Origin of the sequence: Thalassococcus arenae, from assembly GCF_019104745.1 — a bacterium.
Taxonomy (GTDB): Bacteria; Pseudomonadota; Alphaproteobacteria; order Rhodobacterales; family Rhodobacteraceae; genus Thalassococcus_B; species Thalassococcus_B arenae.
Genome location: NZ_JAHRWL010000002.1, coordinates 1068910 through 1094273, shown reverse-complemented (window position 1 = coordinate 1094273; position 25364 = coordinate 1068910). Strand labels below are relative to the sequence as shown.

The window sequence follows — 25364 nt, the reverse complement described above, 5'->3', positions numbered from 1 at the left end:
CCCCAAAGGGCGCCTTTCGTGTTTTTCGCAGGCCCGATCAGGTCAGGCAGAAGCCTTCGCCATCCCAGTCGTCCCAGCCGACATGGCTGCCGCTGACAATGGTCCGGTCCTCGCCGTGGATCCAGATATTGTAGCCACAGGGATCCATGTCCGTGGTATCCAGCGTCCAGGTGCCGGCATTGACACCGGAACCCGAAAGCACGCCGTCGTTGTAGGTCATGGTGACGCGCACCTTGTTTGGGTCGGCGCCGTCGGGATTGGCCGCGGTGACGGTGGTCTCGGTGATCGGGAAAACCGCCGCGCCCCCTGCGGGCGCTGCCGCGGTGATCTTCATCACCCCGCCTTTGCCTTCGTCGGTTGGGGTCACGTAGATCGACAGAGACCGGCTGTGAACCTCGGTCATCTTGAACGTGCCCGAGATCGTGTCGCCCTTGTCGAACTTGCCGCAATTGCCGGTGCCGCTGGTGATCTCGACATCGACGACAGGCCGCGTGTTGTCGACCATGAAGGTCTTGGGCGTGGTCCAGGCGATGATCGGCCCGGCCGGTTGGCGGAACAGCAGATAGACCTGGTGTTCGCCGTCGGCCAAACCGCTCAGCATGCCCAGAAGGCCGCCCGCGACGCTGACCGTGGTGCTGGGCAGGTAGTCGAACCAGCCGCCCGAAGCGATCTGCTTGACCTTGACGGGCGTCGTGCTGGGATAAGTCGTGACCCAGACGTCGAAGCTGGTCGTGTAGGGCTGCGCCGACGGATCGCCCGGCCGTTTGAGCCAGATCTGGTATTCCAGCGGCGACGGTGCAAAGAACGCGTTGCCCTTCAACGGGATGTTGCCGCCGAACGGGCTGTCCTTGGCGCCGGCATATTCGCCGCTGACCGCATCGCCCGTGGCATAGCCTGCCGCGTTGATGTTGGGCAGCGCCATGTTGCCGATCGATTCCAGGAACGGCGTGAACTGGCCGGGAACGATGCCTTCGGGCAGGGGCTTGATCTCGATCACGCAGTCTTCGTGATCGCCCCAGTGCGAAACGTGGTCCGGATCATAGGGTGTGGGCGGCACACCCCAGGACAGAATCCCGCGGATCTTGGCGAATCCGGTCTTGCACCATTCCTCGCGGTAGGGGTCGAGGTTGACCGGCAGCGACGCCTGGTACCACAGCCCGCCGTTGGGGATCTGCGGGATGTTGTGCACGGTCACCGAGGTCGTGCCCTGGTAGACCCAGCCCGACCCGAAATCGAGGTAGAAGGCGATGTATTCCTTGCTGCCCTTGCTGCACAGCCCGCCGGAATAGCCCGACCGCCGCTTGATCTGCACAACGCCGTGCAGGCGGCTTTCGGCGCGGTCCAGACCAACGCAGTGCAGTTCCTCGTAGCGGGTGTTGAACTTGGGCTTGAGGATGAAGTCGTCGAATTTCGACAGGTCGATATTCAACGCCTGCACCGCCTTGGTCAGCCCTGTCACCGTCTCGAAGGACTTGCTTGCCGCGGCTTCCAGGACCATCGGGTAGACGGCGCGCAGAACGCCCATTTCGCCCTCGTCCTTGTCGACCTTGACCAGTTCGGCCAACGGTGCGGGCGGGTTGGGGATCGGCGGCTGCTGTTCGACGATCTCCTTGAGCTTGTCCAGCAGCGACGGATCGATCTTGACCACATCGATCTGGTCCTTGAGGTCAAGGATGGTGCCGATCACAAGGCTCCACGGGTCGATCTGGATGTCGCGTTCCAGAACGTTGCCCCAGACCGGCAGCCAGTTCGGCATGTTCGGCGGTGGGACGTCGTTCCACGACAGGATCGCGCGCACCCTGGGCAGCACCGGTTCGCGGTGGCAGAAAGTGCGTTTCTTGGGGTCGATGTGGATCGGTACCGCGTAGCACAGGTCGCCACGGGTCTTGAGATCGTGGATGTTGAACCCGGCCATGCCGTGGTCGATCCAGGTGCCGTCGCCGTAATCCAGGTAGAACCGCACGTATTCCCATGACCCGTCCGTGCAGGGGCCGCCGGAATAACCGCTGGTCTGCTTGACCTTGACCACGGCGGCCAGAACCTCGCTTTCGGGTTCATAGCCGATGCAGGTCAGTTGCTCGTACTTGGTGACCTCGACCATGTTCAGTACGGCTTTGGGAATGTCGGGAAGGTCGAGCTTGGACAGGTTGCCGAAGTAATTCGGGTTCTGAGCGCGCAGGATCGGAAGACTCCTGCGCAGTTGGAGTTCCTTTTCGTCGGACATGGTCGTCCTCCAGTTCTGAAATCGATTTGATAAAAAACAGCGGCACTGGTGCACACGCATGACGAGAATACATCAGTTTACCTCGCCAAAATAGAGATCGCTCAATGCGCGCGCACAATTAGCGAAAAACAGCCAATGGTTGCTTCAATCGGGTTCCGGCCCGATATGCCGGATTGATCGACCGCAAGGACCGGACGCCCGCCTCGGGTAAGGCTGGGCCGTGTCGATGGCGATATCGACACTGGGAAATAGGAGGCTTTGCATGTCCGTTTTGAAGGCCGGAACCTGGGTGCTGGTGGCAGATGGGGAAAAGGCGCTGTTCCTGCGCAACGACCTGGACGAGATCAACCCGGATCTGAACGTGGTGCGCATCAAGAAACAGGACAACCCGCCGGATCGCGACCAGGGCGCCAGCCCGCCGGGGCGCCGGGGCGATGGCGGTGCCGGGCAACGCTCGGCGATGGAGGAAACCGACTGGCACGAGCTGGCCAAGGAACGCTTTGCCGAAGACCTTGCCGACCTGCTGTACCAGCTGGCGCATCGCGGCGCGTTCGACCGGCTTGTGCTGGTCGCGCCGCCGCGCGTGCTGGGCGCGCTGCGTCCCGCGCTGCACAAGGAAGTGGCCGCGCGCGTCGTGGCCGAGTTGCACAAGACGCTGACCAACCACCCGTTGGACAGGATCGAGGCGCTGTTGCAGGCCGAACTGGACGGCGCCTGACCGCTTGCCCGTCATCTGTACCCCAGTTAGGAGGGGGCAGGGGGCGGGCATGTCGGACACACGGATCGGGTTCATCGCCATCGTTGCGGCCTGCGTGATCTGGGGCCTGTCGCCGCTGTTCTACAAGCTGCTGACCCATGTGCCGCCGCTCGAAGTGCTGGCGCATCGCACGGTCTGGTCGCTGTTTCTGTTCGCCGGCCTGCTGCTGGTGCAGGGCCGCCTGCGCGCCGTGCGGGCCGCGCTCGACAGCCCGGTCAAGGCGGCGACGGTGGGATTGGCCGCGGCGATGATCACGGTCAACTGGTTCCTGTTCATCTGGTCGGTGCAGGTGGGCTTGGTCAAGGAAACGTCCCTGGGCTATTACATCTACCCGCTGGTATCGGTGGCCCTGGGTGTCGTGCTGTTTGGCGAACGCCTGTCGCGGCTGCAGTGGCTGGCGGTGGCACTGGCCGCGGCCTCGGTCGCGGTGCTGGTCGCCGGACTGGGAACCGCGCCCTGGCTGCCGCTGGTGCTGGCCACGACGTTTTCCATCTACGGCGTGCTGAAGAAACGGCTCAGCATCGGCCCGGTCGTATCGGTGACCGCCGAAATCCTGCTGCTGACGCCCGTGGCTCTGGCCTGGCTGGCGATGTTGCATGTCGGCGGTGCAGGTGCGTTCGGGCGCGACCTGGTCACCAGTCTCTTGCTGATCGCCTCCGGTCTTTTGACCGCGCTGCCCCTGGTTCTGTTTTCCCGCGCCGCGCAACTGGTGCCGCTCAGCACGGTGGGGCTGGTGCAGTACCTCAATCCGACGCTGCAGTTCCTGTGCGCGGTCGTGATCTTCACCGAGCCCTTCACGCCGGTTCACGCCTTGGCCTTCGGGCTGATCTGGACCGGGCTCGCGCTTTATTCGATCTCGACCATCCGTCAGGACAGGGCGCGGCGCAGGATGTCCATGACCTCGGTGGCCGAGGCCCCGACCTGTACGAAGTCCAGCAGCGAGGCATCGGCGAAACCGTGATCGACGACGTGATCGAGCAGCCCGCGTAGAGGTCCCCAATAGCCCTTGGCATCCAGCAGCACGATCGGCTTGTCGTGCAGGCCCAATTGGCGCCAGGTCAGCACCTCGAAGAACTCGTCCAGCGACCCGGCGCCGCCCGGCATGACCACGATGGCATCGGCGTTCATCACCATCACCTTCTTGCGCTCGTGCATTGTTTCGGTGACGACGAAACGGGTCAGGTCCGTCTTGCCGATCTCGTGCCGAACCAGATGTTCGGGGATCACGCCGAACGTATCGGCACCTGCGGTTTGCGCCGCCCGTGCCACCGTTCCCATCAAACCGATATCGCCCGCCCCGTAGACCAGGCGCCAGCCTTCCTGTGCCAGCGAAATGCCCAGATGCTCGGCCTCGGTCGCGTAGACCGGATCGCGTCCCATGCGCGAGCCGCAATAGACACAGATGGATTTCTGGCGCATCGGATCTGCCTTCGGGTTCACTGCGGTTTTGACCGGTGATAGCCTGCTTGCTATACGGGCTCAATCGTGGCGGCACCGAAATCACCGGTGCAAAGACCATGTCGGTTCGAAGGGTGTCATGAACGCGAACAAACTGATTGCCACGCTGGGCGGCGCCGTGGTCGTCGTGACCGGCGTGCTGGCGCTGCGCGACGGGTTCTTCGTGTCGCCGCCGTCGGACATGGAGACCGGGGATCAGGCAGTGATGCCGGCGCCGTCGGCAACACCGCCGGGTGCGCAGGCGCCGCGCCCTGAACCGGAGCCTGAAACCGTGGTCCAACCCGCCGCCGCGCCACAGGCTGCGCCGGCCATCGCGTCCGAAACACGGGATGACCCTGCGCCCGATGCTGATACCGAAAGACTGCCCGCATTGATGATCGATCTGGTCCGCGCCGACCCGCTGGGTCTGACGCTGGTGTCCGGCAAGGCCGAGGGCGCCGAGCGCGTCGCGATCCTGGCCGATGGCGCGGTCGTGGCCGAAGAACCGGTGTTGGCGGATGGGCGTTTCGCCATGTTCGTTGATCTGGTGCTGGATCGCGATCCGGTAATCCTGACGCTGCGCGCCGTTCGCGACGGCGAAACCGTCGACTCCGATGGCGAGGTCATCGTCACGCCTCCGGCGCCCGCGCTTGCCCGCGCCGCGCCGGTCGCGACGGGCACGGCACAACCCGGACAGGACGCCGACGCATCGAGTTCCGAATCCGCTCCGGCAGTGACAGCCGAAACCGGGGTGTCGGACGCCGCGCGGCCGGGCGTGTCGGTGGTCGGGACGGCCCCCGCCTCGGCGGCCGCGCCGCAACCGGGAACCGCGGCCACTGTCGACAGCACGACCGCTGCCCCCGGGCTGGCGCGCGACGCCACGCCCCTGGCGGTCGACAGCACGCCGCCGACCCAGCCAACCGCGCCCGCCGTCCTGCTGTCGAATGCCGCCGGGATCGAGGTGTTGCAGGCCGCGCCGCTGCCGCCGTCCGGCGTGGCGCTGGACGCGATCACCTACGATGCCGAGGGTGACGTGTTCCTTGCCGGGCGGGGCGCACAGTCCGGTTTCCTGCGGATCTACCTGGACAACGCGCCGGTCACCACGTCGCGCATCCGCGAGGACGGACGCTGGCGCGTGGCGCTTCCCGAGATCGACACCGGAACCTACACCTTGCGTGTCGATCAGCTCGACGCTGCGGGCGCGGTCATCGCGCGCGTCGAAAGCCCGTTCCTGCGCGAAGAACCTGCCATCCTGGCCGCGGCACGCGACGCCGATGCGCCGGTTTCGGCGGTTACGGTCCAGCCCGGCAATACGCTGTGGGCCATCGCCCGGTCGCGCTATGGCGAAGGCACCGCCTATGTCCGCGTGTTCGAGGCCAATGCCGACCAGATCCGCGACCCCGACCTGATCTATCCCGGCCAGGTCTTCAGCCTGCCGGACTAGGGTCTGGCCTTTGCCGCATCGCCCGCCTAGGTAGAGGCGAAACCGCAAGGGACCGTTCATGCCTGCCGACATCACCGACGCCGAGATCGCCCGCGAAGAACGCCGCTCGGGCTGGAGAACCATTCGTCGTGTCGGGCCCTATCTGTGGCCCGACGGGCAGGATTGGGTCAAATATCGCGTGTCGTTCGCCCTGGCGCTGCTGGTGGTCTCCAAGCTGGTCTCGGTCTACACGCCGATCCTCTACAAGCAGGCGGTCGACAGCCTGTCGGGCGAAGTGTCGGACCTGATGCTGGGCGCGGTGGGCCTGACCATCGCCTACGGCATGGCGCGGCTGATGAGCGTGGGTTTCCAGCAATTGCGCGATGCGGTCTTTGCCAAGGTCGCGCAGCGTGCGCTGCGCACCCTGGCGCTCGAGACCTTCACCCATATCCACCGCCTGTCGATGCGCTATCACATCACCCGCAAGACCGGCGGGCTGAGCCGGATCATCGAACGCGGCGTGAAGGGCGTGGAATTCCTGCTGCGTTTCCTGATCTTCAGCGTCGGGCCGCTGATCCTGGAACTGACCCTTGTCGCGCTGGTGCTCTTTTTCCTTTTTGATGTCTGGTACCTGCTGGTCGTGGCCGGCGTGATCGCGATCTATGTCTGGTTCACCTTCAAGGTGACCGAATGGCGGGTGCAGCTGCGCCGCGACATGAACGCCCAGGACACCGACGCTAACCAGAAGGCGATCGACAGCCTGCTGAATTTCGAGACCGTCAAGTATTTCGGCGCCGAAGGGCGCGAGGCGGCGCGTTATGACCGCGCGATGGAAGGCTACGAAGTCGCCGCGATCAAGACGTCGACCTCGCTGGCGTTTCTGAATTTCGGCCAGTCGCTGATCATCACGTTCGGGCTGGTCGCGGTGATGGTCATGGCGGCGGTGGGCGTGCAGAACGGCGCGCTGACCGTGGGCGATTTCGTCATGGTCAACGCCTACATGATCCAGATCACCATGCCGCTGAATTTCCTCGGCACCGTCTACCGCGAGATCCGCCAATCGCTGGTCGATATGGGAGAGATGTTCGACCTGCTCGAACAGCCGGCCGAGGTCGCCGACAAGCCCGGCGCGCGTGACTTGCAGGTGAATGGCGGCGTGGTGGAATTCCGCGACGTGTCGTTCGGCTACGATCCCGCGCGGCCGATCCTCAAGGGCGTCGACGTTACCGTGGGCGCGGGCGAGAACGTGGCGCTGGTCGGGCCTTCGGGTTCGGGAAAATCCACCATCGGGCGGCTGTTGTTCCGGTTCTACGACGTGGGCGGCGGGGCAGTTCGGATCGACGGCCAGGACGTGCGCGATGTGACCCAGGAAAGCCTGCATGCCGCCATCGGCGTGGTGCCGCAGGACACGGTGCTGTTCAACGACACGATACGGTATAACATCGGCTATGGGCGCGATGATGCCAGCGAGGCCGATATCGTCGCCGCAGCCAGGGCCGCGCAGATCCACGATTTCATCGCCGCGCTGCCCGAAGGCTATGACACCCAGGTGGGCGAACGCGGGCTGAAACTGTCGGGCGGCGAGAAACAGCGCGTGGGCATCGCCCGGACCTTGCTGAAGAACCCGCCGATCCTTTTGCTGGACGAAGCGACATCGGCTCTGGACACCGAAACCGAGGCCTCGATCCAGGACGCGTTGCGCCGGGCGGGCGAAGGCCGCACGGTCATCACCATCGCGCACCGGCTGTCCACCATCGCCGATGCGGATCGGATCGTTGTGCTGGAGAACGGTGAAGTGGTCGAAGAGGGAACCCATGACGCGCTGTTGGCGCGGGCCGGACGCTACGCCGCACTGTGGCAGCGCCAGCAGGCCGAGGAAGCGGCGGCCTGAGCCGGGGCCGATCCGATTGTGCGCTTCCGCGCGCTTTCCTTCGGGCTGTGGCAACGCGACGCTTTCATCCTCGACGTGCGGTCGATCGTGATTGCGCCATGCGTCGCGGCTGCGCTGCCGCATGCATGTCAGCGCCCGGTCTTCGGACCAGGGTCCGGCCTTGCGATCGGCTGGCGTCTGGGCCGGCGCCGGCGGTCTGCCTGGGAAATTGGTGACATAACCTGACCAAAGCTGTTGCGGATCGGAAACTTGTTTTCTAGACAGTGGACCACCGCATACCGAAGGGAGCCGTCATGGCAGAGCGCATCGAGAAACACGGGTTGCAGGTCGACCGGGTGCTGGCCGACTTCATCGAGGCAGAGGCGCTGCCCGGCAGCGGGATCGAAGCCGGTGATTTCTGGGCGGCGTTGTCGCATCTGGCCCACGAGTTCGGCCCGCGCAACGCAGCCCTGCTGGCGGTGCGCGACGACCTGCAGACCCGGATCGACGAGTGGCACAAGGCACGCCGCAACCAGCCGCACGATCACGAAGCCTACAAGGCGTTTCTGGCGGATATCGGTTACCTGTTGCCCGAGGGCGATGATTTTCGCATCGAAACCAGGAATACCGATCCCGAGATAGCGTCCGTTCCCGGCCCGCAGCTGGTGGTGCCGATCACCAATGCGCGCTACGCGCTGAACGCGGCGAACGCCCGCTGGGGCAGCCTGTATGACGGGCTCTACGGCACCGATGCCATGGGTTCGGCCCCGCCGGCGGGCGGCTATGATCGGGGGCGCGGCGCGCGGGTCGTCGCGCGGGCGCGGGTCTTCCTGGACGAGGCGTTCCCGATCCAGGGCACGTCCCATGCCGATGCACGGCGCTACTATGTCGACAAGGGCGCTCTTCTGGTCGACGACATGCCGTTGGCCGATCCGGGCAAGTTCGTCGGCTATCGCGGCCACCCCAAGGCACCGGACGCGGTTTTGCTGTGCAATCACGGCCTGCATGTCGAGTTGGTATTCGACCGCACCCACCCGATCGGCGCCCGCGATCAGGCAGGGCTGGCGGATGTGCGGATGGAATCGGCGGTCAGCGCGATCATGGATTGCGAGGACAGCGTCGCCTGCGTCGATGCCGAGGACAAGGTGCTAGCCTACCGCAACTGGCTGGGCCTGATGAAGGGCGATCTGACCGACACCTTTGCCAAGGGCGGCAAGACGGTCACGCGGGCGTTGAACCCCGACCGGACCTACACGGCGCCGGACGGATCCGAAATCGTCGTCAAGGGCCGGGCGCTGATGCTGGTGCGCAACGTGGGCCATCTGATGACCAATCCTGCGATCCTGCTGCGCGACGGTTCGGAGATCTTTGAAGGGCTGATGGACGCGATGGTGACCACGCTGATCGCCAAACACGACCTGGCCAAGACGGACGGGCCGCGCAATTCCGTTTGCGGGTCGGTCTACGTGGTCAAACCCAAGATGCACGGGCCCGACGAGGTCGCCTTTGCCGACGAGACCTTCAGCTTTGTCGAAGACGCGCTTGGGCTGCCGCAATACACCGTCAAGCTGGGGATCATGGACGAGGAGCGGCGCACCAGCGTCAACCTCAAGCAATGCATCCGGGCGGCGCAACACCGCGTGGCCTTCATCAACACCGGTTTTCTGGACCGGACAGGGGACGAGATCCACACAAGCATGGAAGCGGGCCCTTTCAGCCGCAAGGATTTCATCAAGCGCAAGGCCTGGATCGGCGGCTACGAGAACCGCAACGTCGATATCGGGCTGGAATGCGGGTTGTCGGGCCGCGCGCAGATCGGCAAGGGCATGTGGGCCATGCCCGACATGATGGCGGCGATGCTCGAGACCAAGATCGAACATCCCAAATCCGGCGCCAACTGCGCCTGGGTGCCGTCGCCCACCGCCGCGACCCTGCACGCGCTGCATTACCACAAGGTCGATGTCTTCGCGGTTCAGGCAAAGCTGCTGAAGGGCGGGCGGCGCGCGCATGTGGACACGATCCTGGACATCCCGCTGGCCAGCTTCCGCAAGTGGAGCAGGGAGCAGATCATCCGCGAAGTCGAAAACAACGCGCAGGGCATCCTTGGCTACGTGGTGCGCTGGATCGACCACGGGGTCGGCTGTTCCAAGGTTCCGGACATCAACGATGTGGGGCTGATGGAAGACCGTGCGACCTGCCGGATTTCGTCGCAACACATCGCCAACTGGCTGCATCACGGGGTGGTGTCGCGCGATGACGTCATGGCGGTGATGCGGCGCATGGCCGAAGTCGTGGACCGCCAGAACGCAGGCGATCCAGCTTACCGGCCGATGGCGCCGGGCTATGACGGTATCGCGTTCCAGGCGGCCTGCGATCTGGTCTTCGAGGGCCGGGTGCAGCCTTCGGGCTATACCGAACCGGTGCTGCATCGCCGGCGGCTTGAGCTGAAGGCGGCGGGCTGAGGGATTGCGCCGCGCGATGCGCGTCGCCCGGGAAAGGGGGCGCTGCCCCCTCTGGCCCTGCGGGCCATTCACCCCCGGAGTTTTCCGGGCAAGATGAAGCAATGGGAGGGCAAGAGATGCCAGAGCTTTCGCTGAGACGGGCGCGGACGATCATCCGCAAGACGCTGGAGCACGGCACCGGCGCGGGGATGAAACCGCTGTCGGTGATCGTGCTGGACGCGGGCGGCAACATCCAGGCCTTCGAGCGATCGGACGGCGCCAGCCCCGGACGGTTCCAGATCGCCCATGGCAAGGCCTATGGTGCGGTGATGCTGGGCATGGCAGGCACCGCGCAGATGGCGCGGGCCGAGGCACAGGCCTATTTCATCGCCGCCGCCAATGCCGCCCTGGACGGCAGGCTGATACCGGTGCCGGGTGGCGTCCTGGTGCGCGACGCCAAGGGCCGCGTGCTGGGCGCGGTCGGCGTGACGGGCGACAGCTCGGACAACGATGCCGTTGCCGCGAAAGCGGGCATCGAGGCGGTGGGGCTCGTGGCCGAGGTTTGAGACATCTTTCGGAAACCGTTTCCGTGCTTTATTTACGGTGCAAAAGGAGCGGTTCGACATGACACGGCCCGTCGTCGGCATCATCGGCAACGCCTATCTGATCAACGATCAATACCCGGCCCATGCCGGCGGAATGATGAATTCCGAAGCGGTGTCCGAAGTGGCGGGCTGCCTGCCGCTGCTGGTTCCGGCCGATCCGCGCTTTGTCTCGGTGGCCGAGCTGACCACGGTTTGCGATGGCTTTGTCTTCACCGGTGGCCGTCCCAACGTTCACGCCGAGGAATATGGCGAGGAGCATACCGAGGCGCATGGCGCCTGCGACCGGGCCCGCGATGCGGTGACGCTGCCGCTGATCCGCGCGCTGGTCGAACGCGGACAACCGTTCCTGGGGATCTGCCGCGGCTTCCAGGAGGTCAACGTCGCCTTGGGCGGCACGCTTCATCCGGAGATCCGGGACCTGCCGGGGCGGATGAACCACCGCATGCCACCCGATGGCACGCTGGAGGAGAAGTTCGCCCTGCGCCACAAGGTGACACTGACCGAAGGCGGCGTTTTCCACAAGCTGTTCGGCGCAACCGAGGTGATGACCAACACGCTGCATGGGCAGGGGATCAAGACACCCGGTCGCGGTGTCGTCATCGAGGGCCATGCACCCGACGGCACGCCCGAGGCGATCCGCGTCGACGGCGCCAAGGGTTTCACCCTCTCGGTGCAATGGCACCCCGAATGGGATGCCGCCAACGATCCGGTCTCGCGGCCGCTGTTTCAGGCCTTCGGCGCGGCGGTTCACGACTGGGCCGGCCGCGGCCGTGGCGGGATGCGCCAGACAGCGTGACACCGCGCGCCATCTCGGCGCCCAGGTCAGGAGCCAAACGATGCAGTTAGCCGATATCGTCGACACCGAGGCCTGGCCGCTGGGCGAGGCAGATTTCGCCCGCCGATGCCGCGCCTTGCTGAACCGAGACGGCACGCTGGTATTGCCGGGCTTCATCCAGCCAGTCGCGCTTGAGACCCTGCGGCGCGAAGCCCGGGCGGCGCAAGAACAGGCCTATTTCTGCACCCAGACCCATTCCGTCTATCTGACACCACCTGATCCGCACCATCCGCCCGACCACCCGGTCAATCGTCAGGTCACATCGTCCAAAGGCTGTGTCTGCGACGATGTCGTGGCGGCGGACTCGCCGCTGCGGGTGCTCTACGATGCGCCGGAATTTCGCGCCTTCGTCATGGCCGTGACGGGTGAAGCCGGCCTTTACCCCTATGCCGACCCATTGTCGTCGATCAACATCCACTACGCCGAGCGTGGGCAAGAGCTGGGCTGGCATTTCGACAATTCGTCCTTTGCCATTACCTTGCTGATCCAGAAACCCGATGCGGGAGGCCGGTTCGAATATGTCAGGGACCTGCGCGATGCCGATGCGGGAGAGATGAATTTCGATGGTGTGCAGGCGCTTTTGGAGGGGCGGATGCCCGTCGACATCCTCGAGATGGAGCCCGGCACGCTGGTTCTGTTCCGCGGCCGCAATTCGGCGCACCGGGTGACGCCGAATGCCAGCGACAGGACCCGGATGCTGGCGGTTCTGGCGTACAATGCGCAGCCGGGTGTCGCGCTGTCGGAAAACGCGCGGATGACCTTTTACGGCCGTCTTGGCTGAGGCTCAGGCGGCAAGGCCGCTACCGGCGAAAGGCGCGATCAACGACCGCGCTTCGTGCGCCTTGAGGCATCGGCGCGCGGTATCGCCATAGCGAGCGGGATCGGACCGCAGCCCGGGCAGCGTCGCGAACAGATCCTCGCGCGCCGCATCGCTGAGCGCGGCCAGGCCTTGCGTCCCGACATGGAAGCTTTCGGTGGGCACACCTTCGGCACAGATCACCTGGTGTCGGTCCAGCAGCAGGTGGATATAGGTCACGAGCCCGCCGGGCTTGCGCCGCACCAGCACGCCGTCCTCCAGATGGCGGGCGGCGGCGAAAACCTCGTCTTCGCCGAACAGCAACTGGGTCCGGTAGCCTTCGAACAGCATCCGGTGCTGGGGGGATACCAGCAAGGGCGCCTGCGCGCCCGGCAGGCTGGCCTGCGCGAATTCCACCGGCGCGAAGTCGTCCCTGGCCAGCACCGTGCGCTGCGCGGTCCAGCGCAGCGGCTGAATGCCGTCATCGCGGGTGACGATCGGATCGCCGGGGCGCAACGTTTCGACGGCGCGGTATCCGGCGGCGGTCAGGATGCGCGTGCCGGGGGTAAAGCAGACGATGGCGTCGATGTTGCTGAACGACACCACCGTGCCGTCCAGCATGGTGATCGTGCCGGTCTGTTCGCCGCCGACATTCGACGTGATGTTCAGCGTCGTCCGGTCGGCCAGCCCGTTCAGGTCCAGCCTGTCGCCTTGACCCTGCGCGCCGGTACCGCCGTCGATGGTGATCGTTCCGGCGCCCGGTTCCAGCAGGTCGACCAGGGTGAAAACATCGTTGCCGTCGCCACCGAACAGGGAATCGCCCTGACCGGCCGAGATCGTGTCGTTGCCCGCGCCACCCAACACGCTGTCGGCGCCGGTGCCCCCATCGATGCTGTCGTTGTTGTTGCCGCCGTCGATCGTGTCGTTGCCGGCGCCGCCGATGATCGTGTCGTTTCCGCCGTCGCCGCGCAGGCTGTCATTGCCGGAACCGCCATCGATGCTGTCGGCGCCGTTACCGCCGATGATCGTGTCGTCGCCGGCCTCGCCGAACACCGTGTCGTTTCCGTTGCCCGCATCGATGCTGTCGTTGCCGCCCAGCGGGATCGCCTCGTAGGAAATGTCGGTGACATAGACCGCCTGGGTGCCGGATTGACCGTTGGCATAGATGATTTCGATCTGCGCGACCGGCCCGGCGATTTCGACCAGGACAGACCCGCCCAGGTCGGCCTGCGATTCCGCGACCGTTTCGGCGGTGATCGTGTTTCCCGACACGGTGTCGCCGCCACCCGGGGTCAGGGTGACGGTAACGGGGTTTCCGAGTGCATCGAAAGCGTTGACCGTGACGATGTCGGTGTGGTTGCCACTGCCCCAGTCGATGTCGTTGATCCGGAACGAGACGTTCTGCACCTCGTCCTCGACCGCGGCGCCGGCACTGGCGGCGAAATCGATCGTGGTGGTCGAGGATGCGCCGTCGCCGTCGCCGAACAGGCGCAGCGCCGAGACGGTCGAGGTATTTTCGCCCGATCCGACATATTCGGTCAGCGTCGAAACCAGGAAGGTCGGGTTGTTGTTGCCGTCATCGGTGAACCCGACCGAGATATCGATGGCGCCGGTGTCCTGCGTGAACCCGGCCGACAGATCGGTGTTGTTGCCGCCCTGCGCGGTCCAGGTCAGCGTGCCGCCGACCGTGGCGGCGGTCGTCGTTCCGTAATCGCCATAGATCAGGTCCGAACCGCCTTCGCCGAGGATGGTGTCGGCCCCGGCGCCGCCGGCGATGGTGTCGTTGCCGCCTCCGGCCGCGATGCTGTCGTTCTGGTTGTCGTTGGTGAACCCGTCCACCGACAGCCCGCCGGCATCGGTATAGCTGGCATCGATCAGGTCCGCCCCGGCCGTACCGTTGATGACGTCGTCGCCATAATCGGCATAGGAAAACGCGATGTCGCCCGCCGTGGCGTCGGGGTTCGAGTTGTAGGCGTTGACGGTATAGCTGCGGCCGGCGACCAACGGTTGTTCGGAAAGCGTGTAAAAGCCCGCAGCCGGTCCTTGTTCCACCTGGAACTGAACCACCTCGAAGGTCTGGCCGGTGACGTTGTCGGTAATCGTCCAGACCAGTTCGGCATCGGCGGTCGAAGCCAGCGAGGTATTGCCGCCGATCGTGACGGTGGCGATGGCCTGTTCGGCGCCGTTTGAATCGTCGTCCAGAGTCTGGCCGCCGATACCGGCTTCGTTGTCGGTGATCTGTGCAGTGCCATTGAAAGCAGAGCTGCCGGTCCAGGTGAACGTGCTTCCCGTCCCGGTCGGGATCAGTCCCGACGGGTTCAGGTTGTACAGCCCCACCGTATACGTGGCCATCACGCAACTCCTAGCCTATCCGGGTCGGCCCGGTTTGGCGGTGCACAGCCCGCCTGGTCGGGCGGGATGGCGCTACAGTCAAAGAAGGCCGCTAGGGCCGTTCGGAATCTGGATAAGGGGGGCGTCTGGCGGTATTGCGCGCGATTCTAGGCAAATTAATGATGAATTGTGGCCAATCCGGAAACGATAACGCCCGGCCGAAGGGGCCGGGCGCTTGGTTCGCTTCGAGGCAGGGCTCAGAGGGCTCAGAGGGCGAAGCTGAACTGCTTTCGCAGCGGCAGTTCCCGTGCCCGTTGCCCGGTCAGGTCGAAGATGGCATTGGCCAGGGCGGGCGCAGCGGGCGGCGTCGCGACTTCGCCGGCGCCGCCCAAGTGGTCCTGGGTTTCGAGGATGCGCACCGCGACCGGGGGCATCTGGCCGATCCGCAGCGGTTCGTAATCGGGGAAATTCAATTGCTCGACCATGCCGTCGGCAAAGGTGATTTCCTCGTTCATCGCCGCCGAAAGGCCATAGGCCATGCCGCCGGTCAGCTGCGCCTCGATGATGCCGGGGTCCAGCGCGATGCCCATATCCGCGGCGATCCAGGCGCCGGTCAGACGGATGCCGCCGTCGCTGTCCTTCACCTCGATCACCATGGCGACCGGCGTGCCGAAACTGTAGGTCATCGCCACGCCGCGCCCGGTGCCATCCGGCGTCTTGCCGGTCCAGCCCGACATCTCCTTGACCGCGTCCAGCACCGCCGCCGCGGGCGCCCATTCGGCGCGTGCCAGCGCCAGGCGGAATTCCAACGGGTCGGCGCCTGCGGCATGCGCCATCTCGTCCATGAAGCTTTCGTGGAAGAAGCCGTTGAAGCTGTTGCCGACCGACCGCCAGAAGCCCAGAGGCGGCTCGATCTCGGCCAGGTGGCCGCGCACGCGGTAGTTCGCCACGCCGTAGGGCTGGTTGAACAACCCCTCGACATGCACCTTGTCCGGGCCGCCGGGGCTGAAGCCGGTCCAGCGTTTCAGCGCCTGTTGCGTCACCGAAGGCGCCGCAACCTGAAGGTCCAGCATAACCGCGGCGCCATCCTTGACCGCGCCGCGCATCCGCGCCATCGCGGCCGGGCGATAGAAATCGTGGGTCATGTCCTCCTCGCGCGACCAGGTCACGTTGACCGGCACACCGGGCACCGCCTTGGCGACACGGGTTGCGAGGATGCTGAAATCCATCTCACCGCGGCGGCCGAAGCCACCGCCCATCAGCGTGGTTTCCAGGTCGACCTTGTCGGCGTCGATTCCGGCCTCGGCGGCACAGGCGTCGCGTGTGAAGGTCGGCGCCTGGTTGCCGCACCAAAGCCGCAGCCGGTCGCCGTCGATCCAGGCGGTGGCGTTCATCGGCTCCATCGTGGCATGGGCCAGGAACGGCACCCGGTATTCCGCGGTGATCTCGGTCGCACCCTGGGGCAAGGTGTCGACATCGCCGTCGTCGCGCATGGTCGAATTCGGCTTGGCGTCAAACGCGGCTGCGATCGCGGCATACATCCCGTTCATGTCGGCGGGGTAGGCGGCGGGCGCCCACTCCACATCGATGGCGTCGGCGGCCCGCTGCGCCAGCCAGGTGTTGGATGCGATCACCGCCAGGCCGTCGCCCAGGTCGACCACCTTCTCGACACCGGGCATCCGTTCCGCGGCGGCCGCATCGTAGGACAGCATGGCGCCCCGGCGTGGCGACATCCGGATCGCTGCGAATTTCATTCCCGGCAGGCGGGTGTCGATGGCGAATTGCGCGGTGCCGGTTGATTTGCCGATCATGTCGACGCGCGGCAGCGACCGCCCAAGCAGCCGCCAGTCCGATTGCGGGCGCAAGGCGATCTCGGGCGGGTCGATCCGCGCGGCAGCCTCGGCCAGGTCGGGATAGGGCAGCACGGTGCCGTCCGGTGCGATGACGGCGCCGCCTTCGGTTCTCAGCTGTGCCACGGTCACGCCCAGCCGTTCGGCGGCGGCGCCTTTCAGCATCTCGCGCGCTGCGGCACCGGCCACGCGCATCCGGTCAAAGCCGTCCTTCATCGCGGTCGAGCCGCCGGTCACCTGCAGGTTCAGCACCTTGCCGATATCGCCCATGGCCTCGGCCAGCGCCTCTTGAAAGGCCGACGCGTCATATCCCTTGTTGGGCAGGCCTTCCTTCATCATCGCCTGGTTGTAATAGGCCTTGGCGGGCGGGCCGTGAATGACGCGGATGTCCTGCCAATCCAGATCGAGTTCCTCGGCCAGCAGCGCGGCCCAGGTTGTGTGCGTGCCCTGACCCATCTCGGCCCGCGGCGCGATCAGTGTCACGCCGTCCGCGTCGATCAGCACGAAGGGGCTGAGCGTGACCTCGCCTTCAGCGGGCTGCAACGGGTTGGGGGGCGTCCTGCGCACCTGCCAAACGCCAAAGGCGACGCCACCGGCGATGGCGAGCGAGCCGAAAAGAAAGGTGCGGCGGGCGATTTTTCCAATACTGGCCATGGTTTACGCCCCCTCGGCGACGGATTTGATCGCCGCGCGGATGCGCGGGTAGGTGCCGCAACGGCACAGGTTGCCGGACATTGCGGCGTCGATGTCATCATCGCTGGGATTGGGGATCTGTTCCAGAAGTGCTGCGGCCTGCATGATCTGCCCGGACTGGCAATAGCCGCATTGCGCGACCTGGAAATCGACCCACGCCTGTTGCAGCTTGTGCATCCGATCCGGCGTGCCCAGGCCCTCGATCGTGGTCACGTCACCCCAGACATCGCCAAGCGCCACCTGGCAGGATCGCACCGCTTCGCCGTCGATATGCACGGTGCAGGCGCCGCAGGCCGCGACGCCGCAGCCGAATTTCGTGCCGGTCAGGTCGAGCTGGTCGCGCAGCACCCAAAGCAGTGGCACCTCGTCGGGCAGATCCACTGCCTGCACCGCGCCGTTCACGGTAATCGTTCTGGCCATGATATACCCTCTATCCAGACTTTCTGACAAAATGGAGCGTATTTGTCAGCCCGTCAATTGACAATTTGGCGACATAGTGTCAGAACGTCAGAAGTCACGGTGAGAAAACGAAAATCCGCATGAAAGACGCGGCGCAGTCCGATCCCAAGCGCATGGCCATCCTCAAGGCGGCTTTCGAGGCCTTCGCGGCTTATGGCTACCGGCGCACCGCGATGGCCGATATCGCCCGGGCCGCCGGCGTATCGCGCCCGGCGCTCTACATGCATTTCACCGGCAAGGACGACATCTTTCGAGCCCTGGCGCAATTCTACTACGACGATGCAGCGGCCGCGGTGGCCGATGCATTGAACCGGACGGGTCGCCCGGACCATGTGCTCGAGGCGGCGTTTCTTGCGCAATCCGGCCAGATCGGCGAGGCGCTGCTGAACTCGCCGCATGGCGATGAACTGCTGGATACCGGTCATGCGGTCGGTGCCGATATCGCCGAGATGGGCGAGGCGCGGTTGGCGGAACTCTATGCCGCCTGGCTGGAGCGCGAGGCCATGGCCGAACGTCTGCGCCTGCCGGGTCCGGCCCCGTTGATCGCGCATGCGCTGGTCATGGCGCTGAAGGGGCTCAAGGCGCCGCCCCATGACGGGTATATCGAACGCGTCAAGATGCTGGCGCGCATCCTGGGCCGTGGGCTGGCGCGTTAAGGATCATACCTCGCCGCCGGCGATCTGGATCGCCTGTCCGTTGACGCTGCCCGAGTGCGGACCGCACAGCCAAAGTGCAGCCTCTGCCACCTCGCCGGGCTCGATCAGCCGACCATGCGGATTGAGATCGGTCATCAACGCGCGGGCCTTGGCCGCGTCCAGACCGGTTCGCGCCATGATCGACTCGGTGTTGCGGGTGATGATGTCGGTGTCCACATAGGCCGGACACAACGCGTTGAAGGTAAAGGGTTTTCCTGCGAAATCCGCTGCCAGTGTGCGGATCAGACCGATCATCCCGTGCTTGGTCGCCGTGTAGCAGGGCGCGCCCTTCAACCCGCGCACTCCGGCGATGGAACTGACCGCGACCACCCGGCCCCAATCGGTGCCGGTCATGGATTTCAGGCTTTCGCGGATCGTCAGGAAAGCGCCGTCGAGATTGGTCGCCATCATGTGCCGCCAGAAATCCAGATCGGTTTTCACCAAGGCACGCCCTTCGGCGATGCCGGCGTTGGGCACGCAGATCTGGATCGGACCGCGCGCCGCAACCGCCGCCGCGATGCCATCGACGACCGATCGTTCTTCGGTCACATCCATCACCAGCGCGTGCAAACCATCCCGCGCGGCGTCGTCCAGGACCGAGGCCCGGCGCCCGGTGATCGTGACCTGTGCGCCTTCGGCCGCCAAGGCCCGCGCGATGGCAAGACCGATCCCCGTGCCGCCACCGGTGACCAGCGCGTGTTTACCCGTCAGCATGTCCCGTCCTCCCTTGTTCCAGACCCTAACGGCACGGCCGACAGTGGCAAGTAGGTTGCTTGCATTATCATTCAATCATGCGAATATGTGCGCGAATTCTGGGAGGACGCGATGAGAACCCTGACCCTGCTGGCGATCTGCGCCGGGACCCTTGCCGCCGCACACGAGGATATCGCCGACAAATATCCGCAATCGGAATTGTACAACAAGCCGGTCGAAGTCATCCCGCATGTCTGGTCGGCCATCGGCGCCACGGCTCCACCGACCTATGAAAACAGCGGGCACAACAACAACCTGTCCTTCATCGTCACCGGCGACGGCGTGGTCGTGATCAATGGCGGGGCATCGGTACGCTTGGCCAGGGCGCTGCATGACGAGATCAAGGCGGTGACCGACCAACCGGTGCGGCTGGTCATCAACGAGAACGGTCAGGGCCACGCGATGCTGGGCAACGCCTATTGGGCCGATCTGGGCGTCGATATCCTGGCCCATGCCGATGCCATCCACGAAGTCGAGGAAAACGGCGATTTCATCCTGCAGGGCATGATCGGATACAACCGCGACAAGGCCGAGGGGACGCGGGTTGTCGCCGCCAATTTATCGTTTGATGACAGCTATCTGATCGAAATGGGTGATGTGACGCTCGAAGTGCTGCACCTGGGTCCCGCACACGGGCCGGGCGACACGCAGGTGTGGATACCGCAATGGGGCATCGTGATCGCCGGCGACATCGCCTTTCACGAACGCATGCCGCCGATCTTTGCCGATACCTGCACGTCGTGCTGGATCGAAACCTTCGACGGACCCTTCACCGATCTGGGTGCGACCTATGTGATTCCGGGGCATGGACACCCGACCAACATGGCGCAGGTCACGCGGTATACGTCGGACTATCTCAAGGACCTGCGCGAAAAGGTGGGCGCGCATATCGACGAAGGCGGCGACCTGGCCGGAGCCTATTACGTCGATCAGTCGGCCTGGGCGCATCTGGATACGTTCGAGGAGCTTGCGACAAAGAACGCCGGCCGGGTTTTCGAGGAAATGGAGTGGGAATAGCGCCTCTGCCCCTTTGCTGCGCCTTGCGCGGCATGCGCACCCGGATAGTCTGGGTCGGGTGAAGCGGGGGAACATGTGATGAAATGGCTCGACATGCCGCCGGTCTGGCTGCTGGCCTTCCTGGTGCTGGCCTGGTTTCAAAAGACCTATCTGCCGATGGGGCTGGGCCTGGGTCCGGTTTGGGCCGATCTGCTGGGCGGTCTTCTGGTGGGCGGCGGAGCGATCCTGATGGGCCTTGCGTTTGCCGAATTCCGCCGGCACCGCACGACGATCATCCCGCACGAAACGCCCGAACGCCTTATCACCAGCGGGATCTTCAAGCGCTCTCGCAATCCGATCTACCTGGGCGATGTGCTGATCCTGTCGGGCCTGATTCTCTATTGGGATGCGGTGTTGGCGCTACCGCTGATCCCGGTTTTCGTCTGGGTCCTGGAAAAGCGGTTCATCGAGCCGGAAGAGCGCCGAATGCGACGCAAGTTTCTTGCCGACTTCACGTCATATACGCAACAAACGCGGCGATGGCTTTAACTTGCATGCGACCTATGGTCTAAGCCCGCCCGCGCGCTTGTCGTGGATGGGTCAGCAAGGTAGACGCATCCGCAGCGTGGACGCGACGTAAACCTCTGCTCAGACGGAAGGGGACAGGAACCGTGAAGATCGGGACACCGAAGGAAACATCAGAGGGTGAAAACCGGGTCGCGATGACCCCGGATTCGGCCCTGCAACTGCAAAAGCTGGGATATGACTGCCTGATCGAAACCGGCGCCGGTTCAGCTGCCGGGTTCTCGGACGCGGTCTACGAGGCGGCGGGCGTGAAGGTCGTCAAGACCGCCGCGGCGCTCTGGAAAGAGGCCGACATCATCGCCAAGGTGCGCCCGCCCTCGGATACCGAGGTCAAGCGGCTGACCGAAGGCAAGTTGCTGATTTCCTTCTTCTATCCGGCGCAGAACGAAAAGCTGATGGCGGATGCGGCCAAAAAGGGCGCCAGTGTCATCGCGATGGACATGGTGCCACGCATCAGCCGCGCGCAGAAGATGGATGCGCTGTCGTCGATGGCCAACATCGCGGGCTACCGCGCGGTGATCGAGGCAGGCAACAATTTCGGCCGGTTCTTCACCGGTCAGGTGACAGCCGCGGGCAAGGTGCCGCCGGCCAAGGTGCTGGTGGTTGGCGCCGGCGTGGCGGGTCTGGCGGCGATCGGCACGGCGACATCGCTGGGCGCGATCACCTACGCCTTCGACGTGCGCCCCGAAGTGGCCGAACAGGTCGAATCGATGGGTGCCGAGTTCGTCTTTCTCGATTTCGAGGAAGAACAACAGGACGGCGCGGCGACCGGCGGCTATGCCTCGGTCTCGAGCCCGGAATTCGCCGCGGCGCAATTGGCCAAGTTCCGCGAACTGGCGCCCGAGATGGACATCGTCATCACCACGGCGTTGATCCCCAACCGCGAGGCGCCCGAGCTCTGGACCAAGGACATGGTCGAGGCGATGAAGCCCGGTTCGGTCATCATCGACCTTGCCGCGGAACGCGGCGGCAACTGCAAGCTGACCGTGAAGGACGAAAAAATCGTTACGGACAATGGGGTTACGATCGTCGGTTACACCGATTTCCCCAGCCGGATGGCGGCGCAAAGCTCGACGCTCTACGCCACCAACATCCGCCACATGATGACCGACCTGACGCCCGACAAGGACGGTCAGGTCAACCACAACATGGACGACGACGTGATCCGCGGCGCCACCATCGCGCATGCCAACGAAGTCACCTTCCCGCCGCCGCCGCCCAAGGTGCAGGCCATCGCGGCCAAGTCCAAGGAAAAGCCCAAGGAACTGACGCCGGAAGAACGCCGGGCGCAGGAAGTCGCGGCGTTCAAGCAGCAGACGCGCAATCAGGTGGCGCTGTTGGGTGTCGGCGGTGCGCTGTTGCTGGCGGTGGGCCTGGTCGCTCCGGCCAGCTTCATGCAGCACTTCATCGTCTTCGTGCTGGCTGTGTTCGTCGGCTTCCAGGTGATCTGGAACGTCAGCCACGCGCTGCACACGCCGCTGATGGCGATCACCAACGCCATTTCGTCGATCATCATCCTGGGCGCGCTGATGCAGATCGGATCGGGGTCGTACCTCGTGATCCTGCTGGCGGCGCTTTCGGTGTTCATGGCCGGGATCAACATCTTCGGCGGGTTCCTCGTGACGCGGCGCATGCTCGCCATGTTCCAGAAGTCCTGAAGGAGTAGAGAACAATGGAATTCGGTTTCACGACAGCCGCTTACGTCGTTGCGGCGGTTCTCTTCATCCTTGCCCTCGGCGGCTTGTCGAACCAGGAAAGCGCCAAGCGCGCGGTCTGGTACGGCATCGTCGGCATGGGCCTGGCCGTTTTCGCCACGCTGATCGGCCCGGGCTCGGGCCTGTGGGCGGCATCGATCATCCTGATCATCCTGGGCGGTGGCATCGGCGTGCAACTGGCGCAGCGCGTGCAGATGACCCAGATGCCCGAACTGGTCGCCGCGATGCATTCGCTGGTGGGTCTGGCGGCGGTCTTCGTCGGCTTCAACGCCCATATCGAACTGGGTCGCGTGCTGGCGATGGACGACACCGCGCGCAAGGCGCTCGAAGGTTTTGCCGCGCTGCTGGCCAAGAAGGACAGCGTCGAGGTCAACATCCTGCGGGTCGAGCTGTTCCTGGGTGTCTTCATCGGCGCGGTGACCTTCACCGGCTCGGTCATTGCCTATGGCAAGCTGGCGGGCAAGGTGAACTCGGCCGCGATCAAGCTGCCGGGAGGGCACCTGTTGAATGCCGGCGCCGCGGCACTCTCGGTGATTTGCCTGTTCTGGTACACCAATTCGGGCGGGTTCTTTCCGCTTTTCCTGATGACGCTGGCCGCGCTCTTCATCGGTTATCACCTGATCATGGGCATCGGCGGCGCCGACATGCCGGTCGTGGTGTCGATGCTGAACTCCTATTCCGGCTGGGCCGCGGCAGCGATCGGGTTCAGCCTGGGCAACGATCTGCTGATCGTGGTCGGCGCGCTGGTCGGCTCGTCCGGTGCGATCCTGTCCTACATCATGTGCAAGGCGATGAACCGGTCGTTCATCAGCGTCATCCTGGGCGGCTTCGGCGGCCCGGCGGGCGAACAGATGGCGGTCGAAGGCGAACAGGTGGCGATCGATGCCGATGGCGTGGCCACCGCGCTGGAAGACGCCGACAGCGTCATCATCGTGCCGGGTTACGGCATGGCGGTGGCGCAGGCCCAGCAGAACGTCGCGGAATTGACCCGCCGGCTGCGCGCCAAGGGCAAGGAAGTGCGCTTTGGCATCCACCCGGTGGCGGGCCGTCTGCCCGGCCACATGAACGTGCTTCTGGCCGAGGCCAAGGTGCCCTACGACATCGTGCTGGAAATGGACGAGATCAACGACGATTTCCCGGAAACGGATGTCGTCATCATCATCGGCTCGAACGACATCGTGAACCCGGCCGCGCAGGAAGACCCCAACAGCCCCATCGCCGGCATGCCGGTGCTCGAGGTCTGGAAGGCCAAGCAGGTCTTCGTGTCGAAACGCGGCCAGGGTACCGGCTATTCCGGCATCGAGAACCCGCTGTTCTACAAGGACAACACGCGGATGTTCTTTGGTGACGCCAAGAAATCGCTGGACGACCTGCTGACCCGCATCAGCTGATCGCCGAAGCAGATATCGACCGGAACAAAGGCATCGTCCGTGCGCTCGGGCGGTGCCTTTTCTTTGGTCCATGCCGGGTTCGATGCCGGCAGGGCCGATCCGCGGCTGCGGTGGTCAGATTGATGTCCGCATGTCGGGTTCGCCGCTGTCCGGTCCGGGCGGGCAGGGGCGCGCGACGCAATCGTCAAGCAACTCCCGCAGCGATCCGGCACCGAGATTGTGCACCGCCAGCGCCTCGGCTTCGGTCCGCGAGACGACGGCACGGACACCGGCATCGATCTCGGCGAGCGACTGGTACATCCGCGCCATGCCAAAGGCGACATCGCCCGGCGCATAGACGCTGACGGTTTTCCGGACACCATAGATCTTGTCTTTTGTACGCACGATGCTGCGCATCGCGTGAAAATCGAGCTGAAGATCCTCGAGCCTGCCAAGATCGGCGATCTCGGCCATGTCGGGATCGTACAAGGGGTCGGCGACATGATCGGCGAGGCTGCGAACGATCGCGCCCAGGTCGACCGCACCGACCAGGCGGCGGATCACCAGCGACTTGTCGGGCTTGTAATGGCTGAAAATAGGCAATTCGCGACCCTCTTGGACACGGCGCCGCTTGGCTGGACGCCTGCAGACTAAGTATCGATGCCGCCGCGATCTGTGGCAATACTTGGTTCGGTTTCGTAGCGTCACCGGGTTTGCAACTGCTAATCACATGTTTGCATATTTTCTGCCCCCTGCGAGCGCAACCGGCCTTGCGATGCGCGTGGCCTTGCGGCACAACCATGCGCAACAACGGAATGGCAAGGGGGATACCTGATGTCCGAGACAGTGAACCGCAACGTTCTGGCCGAGATGTTCGGCGCCTCCGAAGGCACCGCGCTGCGCCTCAAGCAGGCCGCGTTGGTCGTGCTGGGCATCGCCGCGCTGGCGGTGGCCGCCAAGATCAAGGTGCCGATGTGGCCGGTGCCGATCACCATGGGCACCTTCGCTGTGCTGACCATCGGCGCCGCCTATGGCCCGCGCCTGGGCCTGGCGACGATCCTGGGATACATGATCGTGGGTGCCTTGGGCTTTGACGTCTTCGCGGGGTCTTCGGCCGAAAAATACGGGCTGACCTACATGATGGGCGGAACCGGAGGCTACCTGGTCGGCTACGTGCTGGCCACGCTGGCGCTTGGGCTGGCCGCGCGCCGTGGCTGGGACCGGTCGGTGATCTGGATGGCTGCGGCGATGCTGCTGGGCAACGTGCTGATCTACGCGCCGGGCCTGTTGTGGCTGGGCCAGCTTTACGGCTGGGACAAGCCGATCCTGCAATGGGGCCTGACACCCTTCCTGATCGGTGACGCGATCAAGCTGGCCTTGGCGGCACTGCTGCTGCCGGCGGCCTGGAAACTGGTGGGCCGCGCCCGCGGCTGACGGGATGGTGGGGGAAACTCCACCCTGCGACGAGGCAAGGGCCGGGGCGATGTCCCGGCCTTTTTCCTGTTTGGCGGTCGGGCCGAATGCGTATT

Annotated in this window: 21 protein-coding genes; 14 read left to right on the top strand and 7 right to left on the bottom strand. The window is 64.9% G+C overall.

What is annotated here, in order from left to right:
* Window positions 1-37: 37 nt before the first annotated feature.
* Window positions 38-2224 carry a hypothetical protein gene (locus KUH32_RS16690; protein WP_217779728.1) on the bottom strand — a complete coding sequence of 729 codons (2187 nt, stop codon included), beginning with the start codon at window positions 2222-2224 and terminating at the stop codon, window positions 38-40.
* A 262-nt stretch (window positions 2225-2486) separates the two neighbouring features.
* On the opposite strand from KUH32_RS16690, the gene KUH32_RS16685 reads away from it, so the two are divergent.
* Window positions 2487-2942 (top strand): host attachment family protein, encoded by a 456-nt coding sequence (locus KUH32_RS16685; RefSeq protein WP_217779727.1) that lies wholly within the window; start codon window positions 2487-2489, stop codon window positions 2940-2942.
* Window positions 2943-2991: 49 nt separating this feature from the next.
* The gene (rarD, locus tag KUH32_RS16680) at window positions 2992-3942 is read left to right on the top strand and encodes an EamA family transporter RarD (protein WP_217779726.1); all 951 of its coding nucleotides are present in this window, start codon (window positions 2992-2994) and stop codon (window positions 3940-3942) included.
* On the opposite strand, the gene KUH32_RS16675 is transcribed toward rarD, so the two are convergent.
* Window positions 3849-4400, bottom strand: coding sequence for an LOG family protein (locus KUH32_RS16675; protein WP_217779725.1), 552 nt, complete (start codon window positions 4398-4400; stop codon window positions 3849-3851). The genes rarD and KUH32_RS16675 overlap by 94 nt on opposite strands.
* A gap of 118 nt (window positions 4401-4518) precedes the next feature.
* Between KUH32_RS16675 and KUH32_RS16670 the strand changes: the two genes are divergently transcribed.
* The 6 genes from KUH32_RS16670 to KUH32_RS16645 all read left to right on the top strand — a co-directional run bounded on the left by KUH32_RS16670 (window position 4519) and on the right by KUH32_RS16645 (window position 12373).
* Window positions 4519-5862 (top strand): LysM peptidoglycan-binding domain-containing protein, encoded by a 1344-nt coding sequence (locus tag KUH32_RS16670; RefSeq protein ID WP_254899191.1) that lies wholly within the window; start codon window positions 4519-4521, stop codon window positions 5860-5862.
* A gap of 58 nt (window positions 5863-5920) precedes the next feature.
* A complete protein-coding gene (locus KUH32_RS16665) occupies window positions 5921-7732 on the top strand; it encodes an ABCB family ABC transporter ATP-binding protein/permease (RefSeq protein WP_217779724.1) in 1812 nt (603 codons plus the stop codon).
* Window positions 7733-8025: 293 nt separating this feature from the next.
* Entirely contained in the window at window positions 8026-10173 is a 2148-nt protein-coding gene (locus tag KUH32_RS16660) for a malate synthase G (RefSeq protein WP_217779723.1), read from the top strand.
* Window positions 10174-10289: 116 nt separating this feature from the next.
* On the top strand, window positions 10290-10718 hold the full coding sequence (locus KUH32_RS16655; protein ID WP_217779722.1) for a GlcG/HbpS family heme-binding protein: 429 nt from the start codon (window positions 10290-10292) through the stop codon (window positions 10716-10718).
* A gap of 58 nt (window positions 10719-10776) precedes the next feature.
* Window positions 10777-11553, top strand: coding sequence for a gamma-glutamyl-gamma-aminobutyrate hydrolase family protein (locus KUH32_RS16650; protein WP_217779721.1), 777 nt, complete (start codon window positions 10777-10779; stop codon window positions 11551-11553).
* A gap of 40 nt (window positions 11554-11593) precedes the next feature.
* The gene (locus tag KUH32_RS16645; protein ID WP_217779720.1) at window positions 11594-12373 is read left to right on the top strand and encodes a 2OG-Fe(II) oxygenase; all 780 of its coding nucleotides are present in this window, start codon (window positions 11594-11596) and stop codon (window positions 12371-12373) included.
* Between the two features lie 3 nt (window positions 12374-12376).
* Here KUH32_RS16645 and KUH32_RS16640 read toward each other — a convergent pair whose 3' ends face one another.
* From KUH32_RS16640 to KUH32_RS16630, 3 genes are all read right to left on the bottom strand, one after another.
* The gene (locus KUH32_RS16640; RefSeq protein ID WP_217779719.1) at window positions 12377-14740 is read right to left on the bottom strand and encodes a Hint domain-containing protein; all 2364 of its coding nucleotides are present in this window, start codon (window positions 14738-14740) and stop codon (window positions 12377-12379) included.
* Window positions 14741-14985: 245 nt separating this feature from the next.
* Complete coding sequence (locus tag KUH32_RS16635) at window positions 14986-17223, bottom strand: xanthine dehydrogenase family protein molybdopterin-binding subunit (protein ID WP_217779718.1); 2238 nt, start codon at window positions 17221-17223, stop codon at window positions 14986-14988.
* Window positions 17224-17226: 3 nt separating this feature from the next.
* A complete protein-coding gene (locus KUH32_RS16630; RefSeq protein ID WP_217779717.1) occupies window positions 17227-17682 on the bottom strand; it encodes a (2Fe-2S)-binding protein in 456 nt (151 codons plus the stop codon).
* Window positions 17683-17801: 119 nt separating this feature from the next.
* Here KUH32_RS16630 and KUH32_RS16625 point away from each other — a divergent pair, with 119 nt between their 5' ends.
* On the top strand, window positions 17802-18377 hold the full coding sequence (locus tag KUH32_RS16625) for a TetR/AcrR family transcriptional regulator (RefSeq protein ID WP_217779716.1): 576 nt from the start codon (window positions 17802-17804) through the stop codon (window positions 18375-18377).
* Between the two features lie 3 nt (window positions 18378-18380).
* On the opposite strand, the gene KUH32_RS16620 is transcribed toward KUH32_RS16625, so the two are convergent.
* Entirely contained in the window at window positions 18381-19130 is a 750-nt protein-coding gene (locus KUH32_RS16620; RefSeq protein ID WP_217779715.1) for an SDR family NAD(P)-dependent oxidoreductase, read from the bottom strand.
* A 111-nt stretch (window positions 19131-19241) separates the two neighbouring features.
* Here KUH32_RS16620 and KUH32_RS16615 point away from each other — a divergent pair, with 111 nt between their 5' ends.
* From KUH32_RS16615 to KUH32_RS16600, 4 genes are all read left to right on the top strand, one after another.
* Window positions 19242-20186 carry an MBL fold metallo-hydrolase gene (locus KUH32_RS16615; RefSeq protein WP_217779714.1) on the top strand — a complete coding sequence of 315 codons (945 nt, stop codon included), beginning with the start codon at window positions 19242-19244 and terminating at the stop codon, window positions 20184-20186.
* A 78-nt stretch (window positions 20187-20264) separates the two neighbouring features.
* Window positions 20265-20714 (top strand): methyltransferase family protein, encoded by a 450-nt coding sequence (locus KUH32_RS16610; RefSeq protein WP_254899190.1) that lies wholly within the window; start codon window positions 20265-20267, stop codon window positions 20712-20714.
* A 122-nt stretch (window positions 20715-20836) separates the two neighbouring features.
* Complete coding sequence (locus tag KUH32_RS16605; protein WP_217779713.1) at window positions 20837-22408, top strand: Re/Si-specific NAD(P)(+) transhydrogenase subunit alpha; 1572 nt, start codon at window positions 20837-20839, stop codon at window positions 22406-22408.
* Window positions 22409-22422: 14 nt separating this feature from the next.
* Window positions 22423-23856, top strand: coding sequence for an NAD(P)(+) transhydrogenase (Re/Si-specific) subunit beta (locus KUH32_RS16600; RefSeq protein WP_217779712.1), 1434 nt, complete (start codon window positions 22423-22425; stop codon window positions 23854-23856).
* 114 nt (window positions 23857-23970) lie between these two features.
* On the opposite strand, the gene KUH32_RS16595 is transcribed toward KUH32_RS16600, so the two are convergent.
* On the bottom strand, window positions 23971-24438 hold the full coding sequence (locus KUH32_RS16595) for a hypothetical protein (RefSeq protein ID WP_217779711.1): 468 nt from the start codon (window positions 24436-24438) through the stop codon (window positions 23971-23973).
* 231 nt (window positions 24439-24669) lie between these two features.
* Here KUH32_RS16595 and KUH32_RS16590 point away from each other — a divergent pair, with 231 nt between their 5' ends.
* Window positions 24670-25269 carry a biotin transporter BioY gene (locus tag KUH32_RS16590; RefSeq protein ID WP_217779710.1) on the top strand — a complete coding sequence of 200 codons (600 nt, stop codon included), beginning with the start codon at window positions 24670-24672 and terminating at the stop codon, window positions 25267-25269.
* Window positions 25270-25364 lie beyond the last annotated feature (95 nt).